We start from the raw sequence: 22,107 nt of genomic DNA on the forward strand, positions 1-22,107 counted from the left end.
AGACTCTCTTTTTAGTTATAGCAGTTCAAGTAGTAGTAGGAAAAGGGATTAAACCAATTTTGCTTCAGATGTATTTTGTTGTTCTACATGATGTTCAGGAACTTCTTGAGCAGAAGGTAATAAAACTTTAAAGGTCGTTCCCACTCCTTTTTGGGAAGTTACACTAATTTTCCCCTGATTAATCTCGACAAAACGCTTACATAAGCTCAAACCTAAACCCGCACCTTTTTCCCCAGCGGTGCCTTTAAAGCTTGCTGTAATACGCGGATGGAATAAATTTGCCATTTGCTGTTCAGTCATGCCAAGCCCTGTATCACGTACAGTGATTTCAACATTTGTACCCACCTGCTTCGCTTCAATGAATACTTTTCCAGAACCGTCAACATCGGTAAATTTCAATGCATTTGACACCAAGTTTTGGATCACGGAAGTCATCATATTGATATCGGCATAGATTTTTAAATCTTCGGAAACCGCATTTACCAATTCAATATTTTTCTTTAAAGCCAAAGTATGCAGCACATCACAAACAATATTGCTCACTTGTCTAAGCTTAAAATTAATTGGGTGATAAACAAAGCGACCACCTTCGGCCATTGCCCATGTCAGCAAACTTTCAAGTAAGTTATAGGTCGATTGAGAAGTGTCGTATAAATAATCGGCAATGTTTTGAATACTCGACTCATCCAGTGTTTCACGTTCTTTAGCTAACACTTCGGAGAAACCTAACAAGCCATGAAATGGTGCCCGCAAGTCATGCGAAATAATGGAAAAGAACTTTGTTTTACTCGAGTTCAGCGCGACTTGCTGCTCATAGAGTTCATTTAATTCTTCATAATTAAACTTCAACTCGACTTGTTGCATAAAACTAGAACAGTAATCGAGAAGCAACTGAATTTGATCATCTTCAAAACAATTTTCATCGTCATCGAAGAAAACTGCAAATCCCATAGATGTCTGGTCAGGCTGCACCAAATGGACAGCTAAGGCACGCCCACATTCAATATTTAGCTCTTTTAAATAGTTGATTAAATTTTGATAAGAAGGATGATTGTGATGAATCACCTGTTGTTTAGCAAAACATTGTTTTAGGTGTCTTGAAGGTTTAAAGGAAATTGCAGTCATGCCATCTGGGCAATGATGCCAAAAATAAGGTTCCTGATTAAAAGTAAGCAAAGCTTTTTGACACTTCAACAGGCGAAGACTAAACCGGAAAAATTGCTCAATATAATTCTGCTCGGCATTTAATCCAAGTAATAGTGATATCTTACAAGCTGTTAACTGCTCTACCTGATGTAGTTCTAATCGCTGTGTCATGCCCGCCTCACAGATTTTGTCATTGTTGGTCGGAACCGCTCTTTTGAAGAATGTACTTATAATCATTATGATCTACTACAAACTTTAACACAGTACATTAAAAGAGCAACTTTCTTTTCGAAATAGAAATGTGAAGTTTCAATTAAAGGTTTTCAGATACATAAAGTGGGTATGCTTTAGAAAAATACAACAATTTTTTTGGAAGAAAGAGTTGTAAGATGTTAGAAATGCGAGTTTACAAATAGTAGAAAGATGGTCAAAAAAATTATTTGAATAAGAATTAGAGAATAAGCCTAAATACCGTTGAACACAAAGGAAAGATGGTGGACACGAATATCCCATCGTCCGATCTGCCATAACAAGGCATAACGAACCTTCAGGCAAAAAAATACCGCTTTAGTAGCGGTTTGTCTGCTTTGTTTTCAAAACGAGCGACCAAACTCGACCACCAATGTGGGTGGTAACTTTAGATTAGCTTAGATACTTTTTATTCAAGTTAAAAAGGTAATAGAAGAATGTCTTGAATCTTTACTTCAAATAAAGGAGCAATAGTACGAAAATCATTTTCTTTGAAATTTGACCTAGCATCACACTCATAGCTCATTACTCTATTCGTCACTTTATTTATAAACTGATTACGAATATCACCTATTAACCCTAAACTTTTTAAATAATCAAAATATTCTGATATTTTTGATTCTTCCGTACCTAATGAAAAATCAATTGCGTAAGTATCAGGAAATGGATTTATTTTATTACTAGCAGCCTTATCTTTAGACAAACTTATTTGATTTTTAATACTAGAAATTTCATTAAGTAATATATCGAAATAGTCTTTTTCTCCAAAACTAGCAGTATCTTTTAAGTTTGCAGGATTAGTTATTGAAAGTAGTTTAATAATTGAATTGACACTTTTTCCATCTGCAATTGCTTGTTTAGTTTCTTCTATAACCTTTTGAATAGCTTTTTGATCTGCTATTACATCTCGATAATCTAACCCATTTCGATATTGAGTATAGCGGAATAAATTAATATCAAAAATCTGAGGAGTACCTACTTCTTGTATTAGGATAGTCGGTTTATCAAAAGCTTGTCTTAATCCTAGCTCAAACAATACATTAGGATTACGTGTACTCAGATCACAAATTGCCATTGGTGATTCAAGTAATTTTTGAAGAATATCTAGATGAATTAAGTTTGTCTGAGCTACATCATCTGCTCTTACTGCACGGTATCCAGCTGCTTGACAAGCAGGTTTAATAATATCTTCATAAACACGTTTGAAATGACCTTGCTTATAGTCTGGGTGATCCGCAATAGGCATAATGATGAAACAATCATTGTTTTCTACTGCTTCTTTTACTTCAGTGGTGTCTTGTGTTTTTTTTGCAGTCATGAATCTTTAAGTAAAAAATTAATTATTATTTAGTAGTATCTTAGATGCTTATATTATGTCAACAATGTTATATAGTTATCTTAAGTTTAATTTAAAGATTTAGTTTTTTGGACGTGAGAAATGGCAGATAAAAAAGCAGAGGCATTAAAAATTGTTGAAGAGGGTTTGAAAGAATTAGAGTCACCAAAAGGTAGTGTTACTGTTGGCGTTCAAAAATTATCACGAGCTGCAAACCTACTAAATGAAGATGAGATAATTGCCTGGACACAATTACACTTGGGCAATCAAGTATATACAACAGCATTAGATAATTTTTTTAAAAAGGTTGAAATTGAAGCAAAAAAGTTAAAAAATAATAATCAGCCAGTTAAAGTTAATGCTACTGATGAACTATTTAAGAAAGAACTAAAAAAAATAATTGACCTCCATCTGCCATTAACGGAACTTGATGAATCTTATAATTTTAAAACAGACCCGAAAGCTGGAGGATTTAACTCAGTAGACTTCATTGAAAGTAAATTAAACACATTAATTAGAGAAAAAATTGGTAATGATGGCTACCATTATAAAAATCCATTACAAGCCCATATAACGTATATCAAAAAGTATGCTTTTAAATACTTAACAGATTTACATGAAAAACTTAAATTTTCTGGAACTATTACATCCAGTTTTGATATTTTAAAAAATGCAGTAGATGACCGTTTACTCGACCTAAATCCTGAAATTGCTGAACAACTCATGTTAGCTTTTAAATCAGTTTCCTCTAGTAATAAAGAAGAATGGTCACATGCCCTCACTACATGCAGACGCCTTTTGGAAAGTCTTGCAGATAAATTATACCCAGCAAGTGATTTAGTGATAGGCAAACGTACTTTTAAACAAAGTCAATTTATAAATCGTTTATGGCAATTTATGAACGATTCAATCGAATCTGAAAGCAATCGTGAATTAGCACAAGCACATGTGAATTTTTTAGGCTCGTGGCTCGAAAAAACTAATAAATTGACAAATAAAGGGGTACATGATGATGTATCTCAACTTGAAGCAACTAAGGCACTTTTCCATCTTTATTTAATGCTTGCTGATCTTTTGGACTACTTAGATCCTTCTGTCCTATCAAAAACGTCAAAACACAATTTTAATAATGCAACTTTAGATGAAATCGAAGCCTTCTTAGATATTAAAAGAGAAGTTGCCAAAGAAATTATCAAAGCTCGCTCTAATAACAAGGGAATTTTAACTCTTGAACAACTTGCAGAAGTTAAAGGTGTGGGGCCGAAGACATTAACCACAGCAAAAGAAGTTTTTGAATTTAACTAAAATATGAAAAATATAGAAAGTCTCATTCCATTTATTAAAACTTATTTGGGTGAAACCGTAGGTGGTTTCTTAATTATTGTTTTAATTTTATCAGCTGTTTATAAATCAATTTTTGATTCGGGTTTATTTCAACATTTAATTCTTTTAGTGAAATTTAAACGTTGGAAAATCGATAAAGAGATTAAGGAGCTAATAGAATTAATTGATCATGCACATCTTAAGGAAAATGTTAAAAACAAATATAAAGCTAAACTGAGATCTTTATATCTTCAAAGACAACTGCTTACTAAAGAAAAAAAAGTCGAAATCCTTGATATTCTTAGTAGCTATGTAGATGAAGTAAAAGCTGTAAGACTCTATAACACCTGTAAAAAAGTTCTAAGATATAAATCTCACTCCAATAAACTTGATTTTAAACTCGGTCATCAAATTACCGAATTACAAGCCAAAAAACATAAAAACATGGCTCTAATTGCCTATTGGGTACTGGCCACACCTGCTGCCGTTTGGGTAATGTATGAACATTATCATTTAATTTATAAGCCACCGATCAGTGCTGGTTCTAATATCTCATTTTTAATTATATTTGGCATTTACGTTATTTGGATTTTTTCATTAGCATATATATTACGTCGTTTTTTAAGGCGTTCAAATGCTTGGGAACTATTGAATATGCCTAGAATACAATAGTTTAAAACACTACAAAGATGGATTCACTTCTTCATAAGTTGTGAATCCTACTATTTTATCCCCTACCCATTCATTAACGGTATGGACGATTCGAGTTTGCTCAGTAAAAATTCGTTATACCAATAAGCTTCTCTAGCATTTTTAATTGAACCAAAGCTCTTAGCAAATAAAAAAATACCCAACAAAAAACCCCTAAGCCGTTAGCTTAGGGGTTTTCGTAGAATCATAAGATTCTGAATCTTGGTCCCGAGGGTCGGACTCGAACCGACACGTCATCTCTGACAGCGGATTTTGAGTCCGCCGCGTCTACCAATTTCACCACCTCGGGAGAGGAAGTATGTTTGTGTTGCGTATATTAGCGCTTTTGCAAAACTTGTCAAACCCTAAGTGAATATTATCGTTCACTTTTAGATCATTTAAACATTTTTCATGATTTAGGCCAGAAGCACAGCCATTAAAAAGCGAAAAAGTTTATACTAGGCGCAATTTTTGCGGTGTTTTTCCTGAATATGCAACTGTCTGACTTTTCCTTTGAACTACCCGATGAACTTATTGCCCGTTACCCACTCGAAACACGTAGTGCTTCGCGTTTATTGCATTTAGATGCTAAGGGCCAATATCACGATCATATGTTCACAGATATTATTGATCTGTTCGAAGAAGGTGATTTATTGGTACTCAACGATACCAAAGTCATGAAGGCTCGACTGAAAGGAAAACGTGCCACAGGTGGGGCGATTGAAATTTTGGTTGAGCGTATGCTGAACCACACCACAGCGTATTGCCATATTAAAGCGAGCAATTCACCTAAAGCAGGGGCTGAGCTTTTTGTCGGTGCAGACAATATTCCTGTGATTGTGCGTGGCCGTCACGAAAACTTATTTGTCGTTGAGTTTTCACAACCAATTTTGCCAGTACTTGAGCAATATGGTCAGTTACCTATTCCGCCTTACTTCAATCGTGAAGCAGAAGAAATTGACACTGAACGCTATCAAACGGTTTTCCATAATCCAGAAAAAATTGCCAGTGTGGCTGCCCCAACAGCAAGCTTGCATTTTGACGAAGAGTTGTTAGCAAAGTTAGACCAAAAAGGCGTTAAGAAAACCTTTGTGACTCTTCACGTCGGTGCAGGTACTTTTATGCCTGTACGCACTGATGACATTACAAATCATGTTATGCACAGTGAATGGTGTGATGTTCCTCAAGAAACCATTGATTTAATTTTGGCAACTAAAGCACGCGGTAATAAAGTGATTGCTGTCGGTACAACTGCAACACGTGCTTTAGAAAGTGCAGCTCAAGCGCATGGCGGAAAAATCGCAGCATGGACTGGTGATACGCAAATCTTTATTTATCCGGGTTATGAGTTCTGTATCGTAGACCGATTAATTACTAACTTCCATTTACCTGAGTCTACCCTGCTCATGTTAGTTTCAGCATTGTCAAATAGAGAAAATATTTTGGCTGCTTATGAACATGCCGTTAAAGATCGCTATCGCTTCTTTAGTTATGGTGATGCAATGCTGATTGATAAATTAGAAGTTTAAAGATTAAAGCTGGGTTAAATCTTATTAGTTAATTTGAGGTTTAACCCAGCTGACCCACCTACAATTTCGACTAATAATAAAATTTATGAAACTGCTTTTTCAAAAAATTCAAAGTGCTTTTGACAATCAAAATACACATAACAAAATTACTTTAAGAAATATTAAGGCATTAAGAAATTTACTTAATCAGCAATTACCACCTGATATTCTTGTTTATTCATTAAAGAATTGGACAGGCCCCCAACAACTTGATATTCGAAATTATATTTTTTGGAATGCTACAATTTTCGCCTTAGTTTGTATGGCCTTAGGCTTTTTAATCTCGATTTACTTCTTCCCTTTTGCCATTCTTGCGATTTTTTATGGTTTTTATCATAGAGCATCGACGGCCGAACTGATTTGCCTACTTCAAGATATCCAAACTTATTATTATGAACATAAATATAATTTCAAATTTGCAACTGAAGATAACCTACCTAAAGAAGGAACGTCCGCTTCAGACTTTCCTTTGTTTAAATTAGGCAATCAACAAAATTCAGTTTTAACTGCAATACTCGGCAAGTGGCAAGTAAGAGAAACAACTCACCCCTATAAAATATTTAGATACCATTATGTCAATCGAGAGATGGCCTATAATTCAAAAGGTAAATGGGAACTAAAAGATGTTAGCTACAATTTATACGGCATCATTTTAGAGAATTTTCCAGTTCGCGGAGTCAGCATTTCAAGTCAACAGAAAAAGGCTTGTCGCTTAGGAGTAGCTTGGGAATCAAGTGATATCCGTTTTAATCAAAAATACCAACAAAGCGGAATTAATGAATTGGACTTAGTAAAATTTCTAAGCCCTGATCGGTTGTTATTATTAGAGAAAATGTTGGAAGGGTTCCCAGGGGATTTCTATGTACACCCTGAAACATCTGCATTATGTTGGCTCTGTAATGTAAATCTTTTACGCCAGCAAAGTTTATATGGCACTAGTGTACGTGAGCTTGCTGAATGCCTTGAAACTCTTTCAATGCCAGAATTTGAGCAGTTTGCAAATATATTGCAGCATTTCATTGATGAAACTCAAATACCGAAGTCATAAAAGTAATTATTTAAGACTTATTTCTATTTATCTCTTTCAATTTAAAAGATAATCTAGAGTTAGCAATTTATGATAATCAACTCATTACCTTCATGCCAATTGATACCATACAACAAACACTTCATATAAGACGTAAAAAAAATACACAGGTCTTTCGTAATATTGCCCGACTTTGGGATGCTGGACAAAAGTCACAAACAGATCAAGAACTCTTAAACGCGTTACATCCATGGCGTGAAGATCATAACCTTCGTTTTGTGAATACCCTGTCTTATTTATTAAGTATTTGCAGTATTACGACGCTATTATTTGGATATTTTTTTCATCCTTATATTCAATATAGTTGGAGTCTATTATGGGCATTTTTAACTGGTTTCCTCGCCTATTTGCTCTATGAACCGCAAAAACCTTTAACTGAAGTTATTCATTATTTAGAACAGCGTATGACTGCTTTACGTTATGGCCTAAAGTTTCAGCAGTTACCAGCTTATCTTCCAATACAAGCCCAACCCATTTTAGTCTTAAGCAAATTAAAACAACACTTTCCACTTTTTAACCGAGGCAATGAAGCGAATGAAATTACCGAGTTTGCTTCAGTAACATGGAATGACGGCATTACAGATCATCAAGTCCTGCTATTTAAATACCACTATGTAAATAATTTACCTATTCTTCAAGACCAGAACAGCGATAAAAAAATAGTAAAAGAGATTCATAAAGACTTATGGGGCGCTTTTATTTTTCAAATACCAGCTTTAGGTATTGCTGTAAGTAATCAACGTTCTCGCTTTTTTGAACCATACTTAAGCGAATGGCAAAGTAGTGACATTCTCATTAACCAAGAACTGAGTATTTTCGGAACCGACCAGCACCAGTTAGCTAAAGAAATGAGTCCAAGTCTAACTTTAAAACTTCATGATTTTTTTCAACATTTTAGCGGGGATTTAATTTATCATCATGAAGAGCAAATATTATGTTATCTCGGTGAGCAAGATCTTTTTCAAACCATCAGTAAACGTAGTGAAATTCATGATATTCCCGCATTACGTGGTCACTTACGTACCATGACTATGCCGCAATATGAAAAATTTCAGCAATTCATGCTTAATTTAATTAAATAAATCTCTCGTACTGCTGAACTGGCAACTTATTAAAAAATAAGAAGTTAAAAGGCTCAACGAGGGAATAAAAATAAGAGGAGTAAAAATGACAGGCTTATTTATTTTCTTGGGGATTTTCGTTGTACTGATTGCTTGGGGCATCCACATTCGCAATAACATTGTGCGTTATTTCAATGCGACCAAACGCGCTTGGGCTGAGGTTGCAAATTTCGAACGCCAAAAAGTAAAAACACTTGAAGCATTAGAAATCACACTCAATCAATATACTCAGTTCGAGAAGTCAACTTTAGAACAAGTAACTGCTTTACGTCAGCAAATTCTAAGTTTGAATGTCGATCATACTGATATTGCTCAATTACAACAGATTGAAAAAATGAGTAAGGAGCTAATCCGTAGCCTAAATGTGGTGGTTGAAAACTATCCTGAACTAAAAGCAGATACGCTCTATGGCAAAATGATGGATGATATTCAGGAACAAAACGAAAATGTCGGCGCGGCAATCAGCATTTTTAACCGAAACGTCGAAGTATTTAATAATCAGATTGAAGTGTTCCCAAATAATATTATCAATACGATGACTTTATCTAAAAAAACAATTCGTCCTTTTCGAGATAATTTGGCTACTGACAATTTTGACTATAAACCGAACTTTTAGTCGAGGTAAAAAAGCAATCGGTCAACCGGAAATTTGACCGATTTTATAGTCAGCTACATTTAGTAGTAGAACTACGTCGCAGAATCAAGGAAAATAGCCCTCTTTTTAGCAGCGAACTGTTTTTTCGCCCTTGCACTGCCCTAAGGCATTGCTTGCTATTGTTCAGGATTTTTAAATGAAGTTTGAAAAATTAGGTCAGTCGGGTCGTGCCCGTCGTGGTCGTTTAACTTTAGAACATGGTGTTGTTGAAACCCCTGTTTTTATGCCGGTGGGGACTTACGGTACAGTCAAAGGCATGCTGCCACGTGATATTGAAGATATTCAGGCACAAATTATTTTAGGTAATACCTTCCATTTATATTTGCGTCCGGGCCTTGAAGTGATCAAGCAACACGGCGGCTTGCACGACTTTATTAAATGGAATAAGCCAATTTTGACTGACTCTGGCGGCTTCCAAGTATTTAGTCTTGGCGCTATGCGTAAAATTAAGGAAGAAGGTGTTACTTTCCGTTCTCCGATTGATGGTTCAAAAGTCTTTTTATCACCTGAAATTTCAATGGAAATTCAGCATGTATTGAACTCTGACATTGTCATGATTTTTGATGAATGTACGCCTTATCCTGCGACACATGAAGAAGCACAAAAATCATTACAGCTTTCTTTGCGCTGGGCAAAACGCTGTAAGGCTCATCACCACGATGAACTTAAAAATAAAAATGCGTTATTTGGCATTATTCAAGGCGGCATGTATGAAGACTTACGTGATGAGTCTTTAAATGGCTTACTTGAAATCGGCTTTGACGGTTACGCAATTGGCGGTTTGTCAGTTGGTGAACCAAAAGAAGAGATGATCAAGGTTTTAGATTATCTTCCAAACAAGATGCCGCATGACAAACCACGTTACCTGATGGGTGTAGGTAAACCTGAAGATATCGTTGAAGCGGTGCGCCGTGGTGTCGATATGTTTGACTGTGTAATGCCAACACGTAACGCACGTAATGGTCATTATTTTGTCACTGATGGTCTGGTACGTATTCGTAATAGTAAATATCGTCATGACCAAGGACCACTTGACCCACACTGCGATTGCTATACCTGTAAGAACTTTACTCGTGCTTACCTGTTCCACCTTGAGAAGTGTGGAGAGATGTTGGCATCTATGCTTGGTACCATTCATAACTTACGTTATTACCAACGTTTAACTGAAGGTATGCGTGATGCATTAGACAATGGCACTTTTGATGAATTTGTTCAGGACTTTTATGCCCGCCGCGGATTAGAAGTTCCACCATGCCCTGTCGATGAATAAGCGAGATTTGCGCTCAACCTCAAGACAAGGTAAATTGCAAAACGAATTAGGATTATGTCAGGTATCTGACTCATATTTTTTAACTTTAGGAAATTAAAATGAGCTTGTTCATTTCTACTGCACATGCAGCTCCAGCAGCAGCCCAAAGCCCTGGCCTTTTACCAAACATTTTGATGATTGTTGTATTCGTTGCAATCTTCTATTTCTTAATTTGGCGTCCTCAAGCAAAACGTGCAAAAGAACACCGTTCTTTAATCGAAAGCTTGGGTGTTGGTAGCGAAGTTGTCTTTGCTGGCGGTTTAATGGGCAAAGTAACTAAACTTGAAGGTGACTATGCGGTTGTTGAACTTAACCGTGGTGTAGAAGTAAAAATTCAGCGTGCCAGCGTAATTTCTGTATTACCAGAAGGCACTCTAAATAACCTTTAATCATAAAACAGTCGTGCTTTAGCACGGCTTTTTCATTTAAGAAGAAAGCGAATGCGTTACCCTGCATGGAAATATTTACTGATTCTGGTTGTTCTGGTAGTCAGTACATTATACGCACTGCCTAGTCTATATCCGGATGAGCCCGCCGTTCAAATTTCCGGTGCCAAAGCTGGTACCCAAATTGATCAAAGTGTGGTGCAAAAAGCAGAGCAAATTTTAAAAACAGCAAATATTGCAAGCCACGATAATACTTTTACAAATAATGCTGCTCTCTTGCGTGTCAGCTCTTCTGAAGCGCAATTGAAAGCAAAAGAAGTATTACGCCGTGACTTAGGTGATCAATATGTTGTAGCCCTAAACCTTGCACCAACAACTCCAGAATGGTTGCAAAAAATTGGGGCGAAACCAATGAAACTTGGTTTGGACTTACGTGGTGGTGTCCACTTCTTGCTTGAAGTAGATATGGACAAAGCCATTTCCCAACGTATGGAAACCTCTGCCACTGATTTGCGTCGTCAGTTCCGTGAAAACAAAATTAAATTTAACAATCTTGCGTTAAATAATAATGTGATCACTGTTCAGTTTGCTGACAATGCGGATCGTGATGCAGCAATGGATTTTTTACGCCGTAATGGTAATGAGTATACCCAACAGGCATTAGCGAGCACGACAGGTTCAATCCTAAAGCTCACTTATACTGATGTACGTCGTCAAGAAATTCAGGCTTATGCAGTTAATCAGAACTTAACAACACTACGTAACCGTATTAACGAACTTGGTGTTGCAGAAGCTTTAGTACAAAGTCAGGGTAGCAACCGTATTGTCGTTGAATTACCGGGTGTTCAAGATACAGCAGAAGCTAAACGTGTTTTAGGCCGTACTGCTAACCTCGAATTCCGTTTGGTATCTGACTTAAATGATCAATATATTGATCCATATACGGGTAAATATAATGGTCAACCGTTACCTCCGGGTACGGAAGTTTTTGCTTATCAGTCTTTAGATAGTGGTCGCCAACTGTTATTGCAACGTAACCGTATCTTGACTGGTGAACGCGTTCAAAATGCAAGTTCTGGCTTTAGCCAAGACTCTGGTGGTGCCGAAGTAAATATTACGCTCGACAGTGCTGGCGGTAAGCTGATGTCAGATGCAACCCGTAATGCAGTTGGAAAACGCATGGCGGTATTGTTCATCGAAAATAAACAAAAGATTAGCTACGTTACAGATCCAAAAACTGGTGCTCAAACAGAAGTTCGTACACCATATACCGAGTCTGTCGTGATTAATGCCGCAACCGTTCAAGCCGTTTTAGGTTCAACTTTCCGTATTACTGGTTTAAGTTCACCTCAAGAAGCATCTGAACTTGCGTTAATGCTTCGTGCCGGTGCTTTAGCTGCGCCAATGTACTTCGTTGAAGAGCGTGTTGTTGGTCCAAGCCTTGGTCAAGAAAACATTGATAAAGGTGTACTATCAACGCAAATCGGTTTCTTACTTGTTGCAATCTGGATGGTCGTGTTCTTCCGTCTATTTGGTTTAATCGCGAACTTTGCACTTGTATTTAACTTGGCAATGATTTTAACCATTATGTCTTGGATAGGTGCTTCCCTCACCTTACCGGGTATTGCGGGTATCGTCATTACCATTGGTATGGCCGTCGACGCCAACGTACTGATATGTGAACGTATTCGAGAAGAAATGCTCTGGGGGGCCTCACCTAAACAGGCCATTGTGGCGGGTTATGATCGAGCCTATAACACCATTTTCGACTCGAACTTAACAACGTTCCTTGTTGCATTCATTCTGTTTGCAATCGGTACTGGCCCGATTAAAGGTTTCGCTGTGACATTAATGATCGGTATTATTTGCTCAATGTTTACTGCAATTACAGTAACGCGTGCGATTGTACAAATCATTTATGGTAAACGCCGTAACTTGAAAAAGTTGAGCATTTAAGGAGATCTATGATGACTAAAGTGACTCAACAGCCTTCAAAACAATATGGTCGTCCGGATGATGCAAAAATCATCCCGTTCATGAAGATTGCTAAACCTGCAGCAATCTTCTCGATCCTTATTACTTTAGCGAGCATTTTCTTTATTGCGACCAAAGGTCTTAACTTAGGTTTGGATTTTACAGGTGGTGTTTCAGCTGAGCTTAACTATGCTCAGCCAGCAAATCAGGCAGAAGTTATTCAGGCTCTCGACAAAGCTGGTTTTAAAGATGCTGTAGTACAAACTTTGGGTAGTAATAAAGACTTACTTGTTCGCATGCCAGTACAAGATATTAAGGTTGAAGATCTTAATAATGCGATTACCAAAGCTGTGCAATTGCCAAACAACGCAGCAGAAGTTCATAAAGTGGACTCTGTAGGTGGTCAGGTAGGTAACGAGCTTTATGTTCGTTCGGCTGGTGCTGTTGCACTTGCGCTGATTTTAATGTTGATCTATGTCACCATTCGCTTTGAGTTCAAACTCGCAATGGGTGCCGTGATGTCTTTATTTCATGACATCATCATCATTATTGGTGCATTTGCTTTATTCCAATGGCCATTTGACCTAACAGTTTTAGCTGCGGTACTGGCGGTGATTGGTTTCTCGCTTAACGATAACATCGTTGTTTCAGACCGTATCCGTGAAAATTTCCGTAAAATTCGCGGTGCAACTCCACGTGAAATCGTTGATATTGCGTTAACTGAGACTTTACGCCGTACCATCCATACCTCAATGACCTTATTGCTCGTAGTACTTGCAATGATGTTCTTAGGTGGTGATGGCTTACACTGGTTCTCTGTTGCAATGTTTGTCGGTGTCTTTGTCGGTACTTACTCTTCGATTTATATCGGTACAGCATTTGCCTTATGGCGAGGTCTTAACCGTCAAGACTTCATTGTTCAGGTCAAACCTGAATTTGAAGATGAAATCCCTTGATTGTCTAAATAAGACTATAAAAAAACCGCGATTTATTCGCGGTTTTTTTATTTGGTTCAAAAATTATTTACGGCGTAATGCATCCGAAATAGCTTCAACCAATTGTTGAGAAATTTCTTGCTTAGATGCTTTCTCTAACTCACGTTTTTTCATATGGTAACTTTCAGCAAAAAATACTGTCATCGCATTTTCATCAGAAGCAAAGCCAATATCGGCGCGAGAAACATCGTTACATGCAATCATATCTAGCTTTTTAGCAACGAGTTTCCCTGCTGCATATTCTTCAACATTCTGCGTTTCGGCAGCAAAGCCCACCATAAATGGACGTTTTTCCTGAGCTGCAATGGTTGCCACAATATCCGGATTTTTTACAAGGGAAACATTCAGCTCATCCCCTGCTTTCTTAATTTTATGCTCTGCCACTTCAGCGACGCGATAATCAGCTACAGCCGCCGTCGCAATAAAGATGTCACAGCCAGTCTCAAGCGACTCCATACTGACATCTAACATTTGTCGAGCCGAAGCAACATTTACACGTTGAACACCGTTTGGAGTATCTAAACTTACGGGACCAGCAATTAACGTAACTTTTGCGCCTGCTGCATAACATGCCGCAGCTAAAGCAAAGCCCATTTTTCCAGTACTATGGTTTGAGATATAACGGACAGGGTCAATCGCCTCACGGGTTGGTCCGGCAGTAATTACAACTCGCTTACCTGCCAACAACCCAAATTTTTCAGCAATTGCACGTTGGGCTTGATGGAAATAACCCGCCACTTGCCTTGCAATTTCTTCCGGTTCCGGCATACGGCCTAAGCCTACATCACCACACGCCTGCTCCCCTGCATCTGGCATAATCACATGCACGCCATCTTCAACCAGAGTTTGTAAATTACGCTGAGTTGCTTTTGCAGCCCACATTTGCTGGTTCATCGCAGGAGCGACCCACACAGGCGCTTTAGTTGCTAAAAATAAAGTACTGAGTAAGTCATCTGCCAAACCATTAGCAAACTTAGCTAATGTGTCACAGCTTGCTGGAGCAACCAGTAATAAATCAGCCCAACGAGCCAATTCAATATGGCCCATTCCAGCTTCAGCCTCAGGGTCTAAAAGCTCGGTATGTACAGGATTTCCTGAAAGAGCCTGAAAGGTTAGAGGTGTAATAAATGCTTGAGCCCCGTGTGTCATCACAACCCGAACGTCAAAACCATAATCTTTAAGACGACGGACCAAAATGGCACTCTTATAGGCAGCAATCCCACCTGTAACAGCTAAAACAATGTTTTTATGAGGAATAACACTTAAATCAAAGCTCACGAACAGGATACCTTTCTGTTGCAGTGGCGCTCACAATAGCATTAAATACGCGCAGACCCAAGATTGATTGGGCAAACAAAATAAATTTTTAAGCAGAATATTGCTGGGGAATATGAATACTTCTATTAAAAATTGGCCAGAACAAGAACGGCCAAGAGAACGGTTATTACAACAAGGCCCTCAAAGCCTTTCTGACTCTGAACTACTCGCGATCTTTCTTCGCTCAGGTTCACGTCAACATTCAGCAGTAGAGCTCGCACGTTTACTGATTCAACAGTTTGGTAGTCTAAACGCTGTTTTCGATGCATCTTACAATGAATTAGCTCAATTTAATGGTATTGGAGCTACCAAGTATTCCCAATTACTGGCCGTAAAAGAGCTTGGACGGCGTTACCTCGACTATCATTTTAGTCAGACTGAGCTAAGCCTTCATTCTTCTCATTTAGTTCTAGATTATTTGCGTTATGAATTAAAAGGTGAAAAACAAGAAGTCTTTGCGGTACTTTGCTTAGATGCCGAGTTGAGAAAACTACATTTTAAAAAGTTATTTTTTGGTTCAGTTCAACACTGCGCTGTTTCAGTGAATCAAACCTTACGTTATGCCTTACAACAGCACGCTTGCCAATTAGTAATAGCACATAACCACCCATTTGGTTCCCCACAGCCCTCTCCTGAAGATATTAAACTCACACAGCAACTTGAACAGGCCTGTCAGCTTGTTGAAATTCGCTTACTGGACCATTTTATTATCTCGCCAGAAGGTAGCTTTTCATTTGCTGAACAACAACTGCTCAACCCTACTTCAATAGCCGTTCAATGATATTGACAAAGCTTCACTAAGCTTAGAATATCAAAACAAAAATAGCGACGTTTAAAATAAAATGATTGTTCGTGAACAGCCCAGTATTTTTAAAGTTTTATTCTCTTGGCGAGGGACGATATTACCTAAAATTTTGCCCTCTTTAGGGGTAGTAATGCTGATTTCGGCAATCATTGGTGGGGTTGAATATATTAACCTCTATCGTTTTCCAGAAATTCCTTTAGTTGGCTTTACTTTAATTGGTGTCGTACTTTCTATTTTTTTAGGTTTTAAGAATACTGCATGTTATGACCGCTGGTGGGAAGCCCGAAAATTATGGGGGGTCCTGATTGCGACTTCGCGACATTTCGACCGTGACTGCCGGATTTTAACTCAAGCCCGCCGTGAACGTGTCATTCAGCACGTTATTGTATTTGCCAATGTATTACGTGACCGTTTACGCCGTCAAACAGCCAACCCCACCGAGCTAATACAAACCAGCGGCATGAGCCAACAAGCACTTACCCAACTTTACCAACAAAATAATGCGCCGCAATATACACTTAGCCTTATTCAATGGGAATTATTACAAGCGCTTAAAGAAGGGGAAATTTCAGATATTATTTATGCTCAAATGAATAAGAATGTTGCAGATCTAAGTGTCGTACAAACTGGTTGTGACCGTATTGCAAATACTCCTATTCCTTTTGCTTATTCAGTTTTACTTAACCGTACCGTTTATTTTTTCTGTTTTATGTTGCCATTTAGCTTAGGATCTTTACTTGGTTTAGCAACGCCTTTACTGGTTGGAATTCTGGCTTATACATTTTTAGGGCTTGATGCTTTAAGTACCGAAATTGAGGAACCATTTGGTACGCAAAGTAATGATTTACCTTTAGATGCAATGGTACGTAGTATCGAAATTGAGCTTTTGGGGACACTTGGTAAGCCCACACCTCCTCCAATTCAAGCTCAAGATAACAACTTGCTCTAAAATGCAATTAGATAAAACGCTCCCAAATGCCTTGCTGGTTACTCGCTGGTTTAGGGGTGTTTCCTAATTTAATCCACGGCATATTTTCACCATGAAAATCGCTACCAATTGAAATAGCCAAATGATGCCGGTCAATCATACGATCAATCATTTGGCGAGTAGATAAAGGATCTACTGGAGGCGGCAACTCCACCGCATCTCCACCACAACTTGCAAATAACTCAATCAAATACCGGGTATTTGTAGCCGATAAATCATAACGGGTTGGATGAGCTAAAACTGCAAATCCTTTACTGTTATGAATAACCTCAATGGTTTCTTTTAAACCCAATCCTTCAAACTTTACAAAAGCACGCTTCCCTTCTTTTAAAAAACGATCAAAAGCTTGTTGAGGACGACTTACTACATTCTTTTCAACTAAGGTTTTAGCAATATGGGTTCTGGTAATCCGGTCTGGTTGATTTTCAACTTTATCGAGCACATCTTGATAAATATCAAAGCCAATACACTTTTTTAATAGTTCACAAATAACTTCAGCCCTTTGTGCTCTAATTCTTTTTTGTTGTTCTAATGCTTCTAAAATTGGAGCTTCATCTTGCATATTTAAAGCCACAATATGTACGCCATAGCTTTTTTTCGTGCTTGGTCGTGACCACTGGCTTGAAATCTCTACACCAGAAATAATTTGCAAATCATGGGGTTGTGCAGCCTTTCTTGCACGCTGTAATCCATCCATCGTATCGTGATCGGTTAGCGCTAAAGTATGCAACTTCACATCGACAGCAGCTTGCACTAGCAATTCCGGAGACAAAGTTCCATCAGAAATATTGCTATGTGTATGTAAATCTATGCCTTGCATCTTTTATACTATGCCATTCACCAAACCTGATCAGATACTCTAACATGAAAGCACTACTGGACTTTGTTCCATTAATTATTTTCTTTTATTTATATAAGACAGTTGATCCAGCCGATACACAGCATCCTTTACTCAAACTGATCGGGTCTGCTGGCGGTGTTGATAATAATAATATTCTTGTCGCTACTACCGGTTTAATTATTTCAATGCTGGTAGTGTATGGTGCGTTGTTCATCATGCAAAAGTTCCGTCTAGATAAACAGCAATGGATTGTGCTGTTCATGACAGTCATTTTTGGTGGTATTACCCTTATGTTGAGCGATGATTTTTACATCCGCTTAAAAGCCGCTATTTTGAATCTAGTTTTTGCAGGTGCTTTCTTAGTTTCACCTTGGTTTGGTAAAGACCGTAAGCCTCTTATTCAACGTTTATTTGATCCGATTTTAGCCTTAAGCGAAAAAGGTTGGAAAAATTTAAACTTTGCTTGGGCAGCTATGTTTGTCGTGATGTCTGGTTTACATGTTTTCTTTGCGTTTTTATTCCACGGCGGAAAATATTGGGGCGAATTTACTGCATTTGGTGACATGATTGTCATGTTTTCATTTATCATTATTCAGTTCATTATTTTACGTAAACATTTTAAGTCACCAGATGCTTAATGTGGTTTCGGATTGATTATAGAGATACGATGACATGCCTTTTTTTGTTCTAAGCTGTACCGATAACGAAGGAACTCTAGAGAAACGTTTAGCAGTACGTCCTCAACATATCGAACGTTTGCAAAAACTTGATGATGAAGGTCGTCTAGTTGCTGCTGGAGCGATGCCAAAAGACCCTAATGACCCGCAAGCTGGTTTCTATGGCAGCACCATAATTGTAGAGTTTGATACACGTGAAGCCTTAGATGAATGGTTAAAAGAAGAACCATTTTTGAAAGAAGGCATCTATAGTCATGTTGATGTCAAACCATTTAATAAAGCATTTCCAAAAGGGTAAACGCATGCAGCTTGCAACCAAAAGCTTTCTTGGCTTGTGTTTGATATGTTCAACTGCTGGAGCAGTTGAACCTGCTGCGACACCAGCAACGCCTCCAACTGCAGCGTCGACACAAAATGCTAAACCAGCACCTACTTCTGCAACTGTAGCTAAACCCGCGACTACAACAGCACCAACCACAACACAACCGCTTACAGCAGAACAAATCGCAAAGAACAAGCAACAGCAAGATGCAAAAATTAAGGCTTTAGTTCAAGATCAAGCATCTCGTCTAAAACAGCTAGAACATGCAAACCTTGAAGCGCTAGCACAAAACCAAGAATTGCAGCTAAAGAACGATAACTTGTCTGTTCAGGTACAAGTTTTACAAAGTGAACGTAGTGCTCAAATGTTCTTATATGGCGCAGTAACTCTTGCAGGTGGCGTACTGCTTGGCTTCTTTATTGCAAGTTATGTTTACACCAAACGTCGACGTCAGTGGTAATCCTGAGCGACTTATTAAACCGAATGAACAAATCAAACCGTATACAAACTGCTGAGCTGGATTGGGAATCTATTGATGGTATTGAAGTTCCCATTTCCAAACAATTTGGTGATGTCTATTTTTCTAAAGATAATGGTCTGCTTGAAACACGGCATGTATTTTTAAATGGCAATGACCTATCAGAACGATTAGCCAATTTACAAGATTTTGAATATTTCAGTGTAGGAGAAACCGGGTTCGGCACTGGTTTAAATATTCTTGCGCTCTGGCAACTATGGCAACAAGTTCGTCCAAATAACCACAGTCATTTACATGCAATTAGCGTCGAAAAGTTTCCTTTAAGCAAAGCTGATCTCATTCGTGCTTTAAATGTATGGGATGAACTTAAACCGCTTTCCAAACAACTTATTGAGCAATATCCCTTACCTCTTGCAGGCTGCCATCGTTTAAGTTTTCCAGAAGAGCGCTTCAGCATCGACCTATGGTTAGGAGATGCACAAGATATTTTTCCAAGTATGGTAAAAACGAAGGCAGTGAATGCTTGGTTTCTGGATGGTTTTGCGCCTTCTTGTAATCCGGACATGTGGGAACAAAATGTTTTAAATAATATTGTTCGGCTTTCCAACTATGGCACTACCTTTGCCTCATTTAGTGTAGCTGGTGTCCTCAAACGTGGACTAAAGGCTCACGGAATCGATATTTCTCGTCCTCGCGGTTTTGGACATAAAAGGGAAATGCTTAAAGCCGTTTGGAAAGCACCTTTAAGTGAAGAAATTTTATTAGAACCAGTTAGCGATACTTTCCAATTTACTCAGCAGCGTATCGCCGTAATTGGCGCTGGGATTGCAGGTTTAAGCACAGCTTGGGCATTTGCTCAACGTGGGCATCAGGTCACTCTATTTGAGCGTACAGCGCCGTTATCAGGTGCTTCTGGCAATCCATTGGCATTGCTTAATCCGAAACTATGCCCAATTGAACAAAGCCATGAGCATCTCATGACTTTAAGCTGGCAACATGCATTAAATTTCTATAAAAATTTTCAAGCCTTTCGCCCGATTCAAATACAGCAAATGGCTTTAAAAAATGCACAAGATCTTCTCGATCTTACTAATCAATATTCTGCTGATATTGTCACGCAGCAAACAAGCTCACTTGAATCAGACTATCCACATATTTTGTTGACCGAAGCTGGAGCAGTTTCTCCGCACCAATTACGTGATGAAATTTTGCAACATTCAGGTATTGAACTGAAAATTGCCAATATCACGACATTTGTTTCTTTTGAAAATAAAGTTCAATTAAAAAGTGGTAATGAAACTACTTTAGAGGCTGATCATGTCGTGGTGTGCTGCGCCAGAGAAAGTGCTGCTTTATTTGAAAATTATCCGCTATTAAAACCTATACGTGGACAGGTAAGCTGGGTTGATAATTCTTTTACAACCTTACCTTTAAACGAAGCCTATAGCTATGGCGGTTATTGTATGCAACTGAATACGTCTGAACTTATTCTAGGGGCTTCTTTCTACCCAAACCGAGACGATCAAGAAGTACTGCTTGATGACCATGTGCATAACTTTGAATTAATCCACAGCGTTTTCCCTCATTATGCAAAACAATTACCACCAGTCGAACAATGGCAAGGACGAGCATCAGTTCGCGCTCAAAGTCCAGATTATTTTCCACTTGTGGGAAAAATGCAGAATGAAAGCCGTATTTCTACTTTTGCAGGTTTAGGCTCAAAGGGCTTTTTATTTGCGCCGCTTTGTAGTGAAGTTTTAGTGGCCCAAATTTTAGGTGAAGCTTGTCCTGTTCCCAAAAGCCTATTACAGAAATTAGATGCCCAACGTTTTCAAAAGAAAGTTAAACCTAAGAAACCTTATTTTAAATCTCAATAGTGCACTTGAGAAAATTTGGTCCCAATAAAAAAGCACCCGAAGGTGCTTTTTTTATGCGCCCTGCTCTAGAGGTAAACCTGCGTCACGAGCTGCACGCGTCCCTCCCATCAGCACGACATATTCACGCGAGGCATCTAAGCCTTCTAGTTTCTCAGCTGCACGAGGAGCTTTGCTACCACCACCACATAAAATATAAATCGGCTGATCCGCAGCGACCTGGTTCAAAATATCAGCATTTAAATCATTAATTGGGCGGCTTACCGCACCTTTAACATGCCCTTCTGCATAAGCACTTGAATCACGGACATCCCAGATAACAGCATTTTCTGGGAACTCAAATGTTGTAATTTCTTGTTTACGGATCATTGTGCACTCCTTTGATGTAAACAACACTTGGCAAATGAAGAAAACCCTCTTAGCATCTCAAATATTCTTTCACTTTGTAAAGGTCTAAACTATGCCTTCTTTCGATATTGTTTCTGAATTAGAGTTATTTGAAGTTAATCACGCTGTACAAAACACCCAAAAAGAGATTGCAACACGTTTTGACTTCCGTGGTCATGATGTTTCTATCGAATTAAATGAAAAAAATAAAGAGATAAAAATCAGTACAGAAAGTGATTTCCAGTGTGAACAAGTTTATAACATGTTAGAAAATCACTTTTATAAACGTAAAATTGATGTGCAAGCGCTTGACCCACAGAAAGCAACAGCATCAGGCAAAAATTTTGTACAAGTGATTAAACTAAAAGATGGCCTTGACTCTGATACAGCAAAAAAAATTAATAAAGCCATTAAAGAAAGTGGCATCAAAGTGCAATCATCTATTCAAGGCGACAAAATCCGTGTAACTGATAAAAAGCGTGACACTTTACAACAAGTGATGGCTTTTTTACGTGAACAACAATTTGGTCTGCCATTACAATTTAATAACTTTAAAGATTAATGTCTTAGCATGACATT

The 22,107-nt window shown here is 38.1% G+C and carries 22 protein-coding genes and 1 tRNA gene; 17 read left to right on the top strand and 6 right to left on the bottom strand.

Annotated elements, in window-relative coordinates; genetic code table 11:
• Window positions 1-48 precede the first annotated feature (48 nt).
• Window positions 49-1,317 (bottom strand): sensor histidine kinase KdpD, encoded by a 1,269-nt coding sequence (locus KNQ97_RS07970; protein WP_000194112.1) that lies wholly within the window; start codon window positions 1,315-1,317, stop codon window positions 49-51.
• A gap of 496 nt (window positions 1,318-1,813) precedes the next feature.
• Window positions 1,814-2,713, bottom strand: coding sequence for a hypothetical protein (locus tag KNQ97_RS07975; RefSeq protein ID WP_223857321.1), 900 nt, complete (start codon window positions 2,711-2,713; stop codon window positions 1,814-1,816).
• A 120-nt stretch (window positions 2,714-2,833) separates the two neighbouring features.
• Between KNQ97_RS07975 and KNQ97_RS07980 the strand changes: the two genes are divergently transcribed.
• The gene (locus KNQ97_RS07980) at window positions 2,834-4,036 is read left to right on the top strand and encodes a helix-hairpin-helix domain-containing protein (protein WP_253612046.1); all 1,203 of its coding nucleotides are present in this window, start codon (window positions 2,834-2,836) and stop codon (window positions 4,034-4,036) included.
• A gap of 3 nt (window positions 4,037-4,039) precedes the next feature.
• Window positions 4,040-4,726: a hypothetical protein gene (locus tag KNQ97_RS07985; RefSeq protein ID WP_191010465.1), complete on the top strand. Its 687-nt coding sequence runs from the start codon at window positions 4,040-4,042 to the stop codon at window positions 4,724-4,726.
• A gap of 241 nt (window positions 4,727-4,967) precedes the next feature.
• Here KNQ97_RS07985 and KNQ97_RS07990 read toward each other — a convergent pair.
• Window positions 4,968-5,054 (bottom strand) — tRNA-Leu (locus KNQ97_RS07990).
• A gap of 181 nt (window positions 5,055-5,235) precedes the next feature.
• Between KNQ97_RS07990 and queA the strand changes: the two genes are divergently transcribed.
• The 8 genes from queA to secF all read left to right on the top strand — a co-directional run bounded on the left by queA (window position 5,236) and on the right by secF (window position 13,800).
• Window positions 5,236-6,273, top strand: a complete 1,038-nt coding sequence (queA, locus tag KNQ97_RS07995; protein WP_001177138.1) for a tRNA preQ1(34) S-adenosylmethionine ribosyltransferase-isomerase QueA — start codon at window positions 5,236-5,238, stop codon at window positions 6,271-6,273.
• Window positions 6,274-6,358: 85 nt separating this feature from the next.
• Window positions 6,359-7,360, top strand: coding sequence for a hypothetical protein (locus KNQ97_RS08000; protein ID WP_253612047.1), 1,002 nt, complete (start codon window positions 6,359-6,361; stop codon window positions 7,358-7,360).
• A 92-nt stretch (window positions 7,361-7,452) separates the two neighbouring features.
• Window positions 7,453-8,481, top strand: coding sequence for a hypothetical protein (locus tag KNQ97_RS08005; RefSeq protein WP_001121115.1), 1,029 nt, complete (start codon window positions 7,453-7,455; stop codon window positions 8,479-8,481).
• Window positions 8,482-8,566: 85 nt separating this feature from the next.
• Window positions 8,567-9,136, top strand: a complete 570-nt coding sequence (locus tag KNQ97_RS08010; protein ID WP_000147151.1) for a LemA family protein — start codon at window positions 8,567-8,569, stop codon at window positions 9,134-9,136.
• A gap of 175 nt (window positions 9,137-9,311) precedes the next feature.
• The gene (gene tgt, locus KNQ97_RS08015; RefSeq protein ID WP_000667229.1) at window positions 9,312-10,445 is read left to right on the top strand and encodes a tRNA guanosine(34) transglycosylase Tgt; all 1,134 of its coding nucleotides are present in this window, start codon (window positions 9,312-9,314) and stop codon (window positions 10,443-10,445) included.
• Window positions 10,446-10,543: 98 nt separating this feature from the next.
• Window positions 10,544-10,873 carry a preprotein translocase subunit YajC gene (gene yajC, locus KNQ97_RS08020; protein ID WP_000051669.1) on the top strand — a complete coding sequence of 110 codons (330 nt, stop codon included), beginning with the start codon at window positions 10,544-10,546 and terminating at the stop codon, window positions 10,871-10,873.
• Between the two features lie 51 nt (window positions 10,874-10,924).
• A complete protein-coding gene (gene secD / locus KNQ97_RS08025; RefSeq protein WP_001270222.1) occupies window positions 10,925-12,826 on the top strand; it encodes a protein translocase subunit SecD in 1,902 nt (633 codons plus the stop codon).
• Between the two features lie 8 nt (window positions 12,827-12,834).
• Complete coding sequence (gene secF / locus KNQ97_RS08030; protein ID WP_001984787.1) at window positions 12,835-13,800, top strand: protein translocase subunit SecF; 966 nt, start codon at window positions 12,835-12,837, stop codon at window positions 13,798-13,800.
• A 63-nt stretch (window positions 13,801-13,863) separates the two neighbouring features.
• On the opposite strand, the gene coaBC is transcribed toward secF, so the two are convergent.
• The gene (gene coaBC, locus KNQ97_RS08035; protein ID WP_000006958.1) at window positions 13,864-15,117 is read right to left on the bottom strand and encodes a bifunctional phosphopantothenoylcysteine decarboxylase/phosphopantothenate--cysteine ligase CoaBC; all 1,254 of its coding nucleotides are present in this window, start codon (window positions 15,115-15,117) and stop codon (window positions 13,864-13,866) included.
• 100 nt (window positions 15,118-15,217) lie between these two features.
• Between coaBC and radC the strand changes: the two genes are divergently transcribed.
• Together radC and KNQ97_RS08045 are read left to right on the top strand one after the other, a co-directional pair.
• Window positions 15,218-15,937 carry a DNA repair protein RadC gene (gene radC, locus KNQ97_RS08040; RefSeq protein ID WP_085920667.1) on the top strand — a complete coding sequence of 240 codons (720 nt, stop codon included), beginning with the start codon at window positions 15,218-15,220 and terminating at the stop codon, window positions 15,935-15,937.
• Between the two features lie 61 nt (window positions 15,938-15,998).
• The gene (locus tag KNQ97_RS08045) at window positions 15,999-16,910 is read left to right on the top strand and encodes a bestrophin family protein (protein WP_000637023.1); all 912 of its coding nucleotides are present in this window, start codon (window positions 15,999-16,001) and stop codon (window positions 16,908-16,910) included.
• A gap of 7 nt (window positions 16,911-16,917) precedes the next feature.
• Here the strand turns inward: KNQ97_RS08045 and KNQ97_RS08050 are convergent, their stop codons facing one another.
• Window positions 16,918-17,769, bottom strand: a complete 852-nt coding sequence (locus KNQ97_RS08050) for a PHP domain-containing protein (protein ID WP_253612048.1) — start codon at window positions 17,767-17,769, stop codon at window positions 16,918-16,920.
• 44 nt (window positions 17,770-17,813) lie between these two features.
• Here KNQ97_RS08050 and KNQ97_RS08055 point away from each other — a divergent pair, with 44 nt between their 5' ends.
• From KNQ97_RS08055 to mnmC, 4 genes are read left to right on the top strand one after another with little or no spacing between them, the layout of a single operon-like run.
• Entirely contained in the window at window positions 17,814-18,428 is a 615-nt protein-coding gene (locus KNQ97_RS08055) for a septation protein IspZ (protein ID WP_000645707.1), read from the top strand.
• 34 nt (window positions 18,429-18,462) lie between these two features.
• Entirely contained in the window at window positions 18,463-18,765 is a 303-nt protein-coding gene (locus tag KNQ97_RS08060) for a YciI family protein (protein WP_103235977.1), read from the top strand.
• 4 nt (window positions 18,766-18,769) lie between these two features.
• The gene (locus tag KNQ97_RS08065) at window positions 18,770-19,249 is read left to right on the top strand and encodes a hypothetical protein (protein WP_001175201.1); all 480 of its coding nucleotides are present in this window, start codon (window positions 18,770-18,772) and stop codon (window positions 19,247-19,249) included.
• 23 nt (window positions 19,250-19,272) lie between these two features.
• Window positions 19,273-21,144, top strand: a complete 1,872-nt coding sequence (gene mnmC, locus KNQ97_RS08070) for an FAD-dependent 5-carboxymethylaminomethyl-2-thiouridine(34) oxidoreductase MnmC (protein WP_253612049.1) — start codon at window positions 19,273-19,275, stop codon at window positions 21,142-21,144.
• A 51-nt stretch (window positions 21,145-21,195) separates the two neighbouring features.
• Here the strand turns inward: mnmC and KNQ97_RS08075 are convergent, their stop codons facing one another.
• Window positions 21,196-21,510: a rhodanese-like domain-containing protein gene (locus KNQ97_RS08075; protein WP_000619820.1), complete on the bottom strand. Its 315-nt coding sequence runs from the start codon at window positions 21,508-21,510 to the stop codon at window positions 21,196-21,198.
• 91 nt (window positions 21,511-21,601) lie between these two features.
• On the opposite strand from KNQ97_RS08075, the gene KNQ97_RS08080 reads away from it, so the two are divergent.
• A complete protein-coding gene (locus KNQ97_RS08080; RefSeq protein ID WP_001138893.1) occupies window positions 21,602-22,090 on the top strand; it encodes a YajQ family cyclic di-GMP-binding protein in 489 nt (162 codons plus the stop codon).
• The last annotated feature ends 17 nt before the right edge of the window (window positions 22,091-22,107 follow it).

This window comes from Acinetobacter sp. UC24323 (assembly GCF_024151445.1).
Taxonomy (GTDB): domain Bacteria; phylum Pseudomonadota; class Gammaproteobacteria; order Pseudomonadales; family Moraxellaceae; genus Acinetobacter; species Acinetobacter baumannii.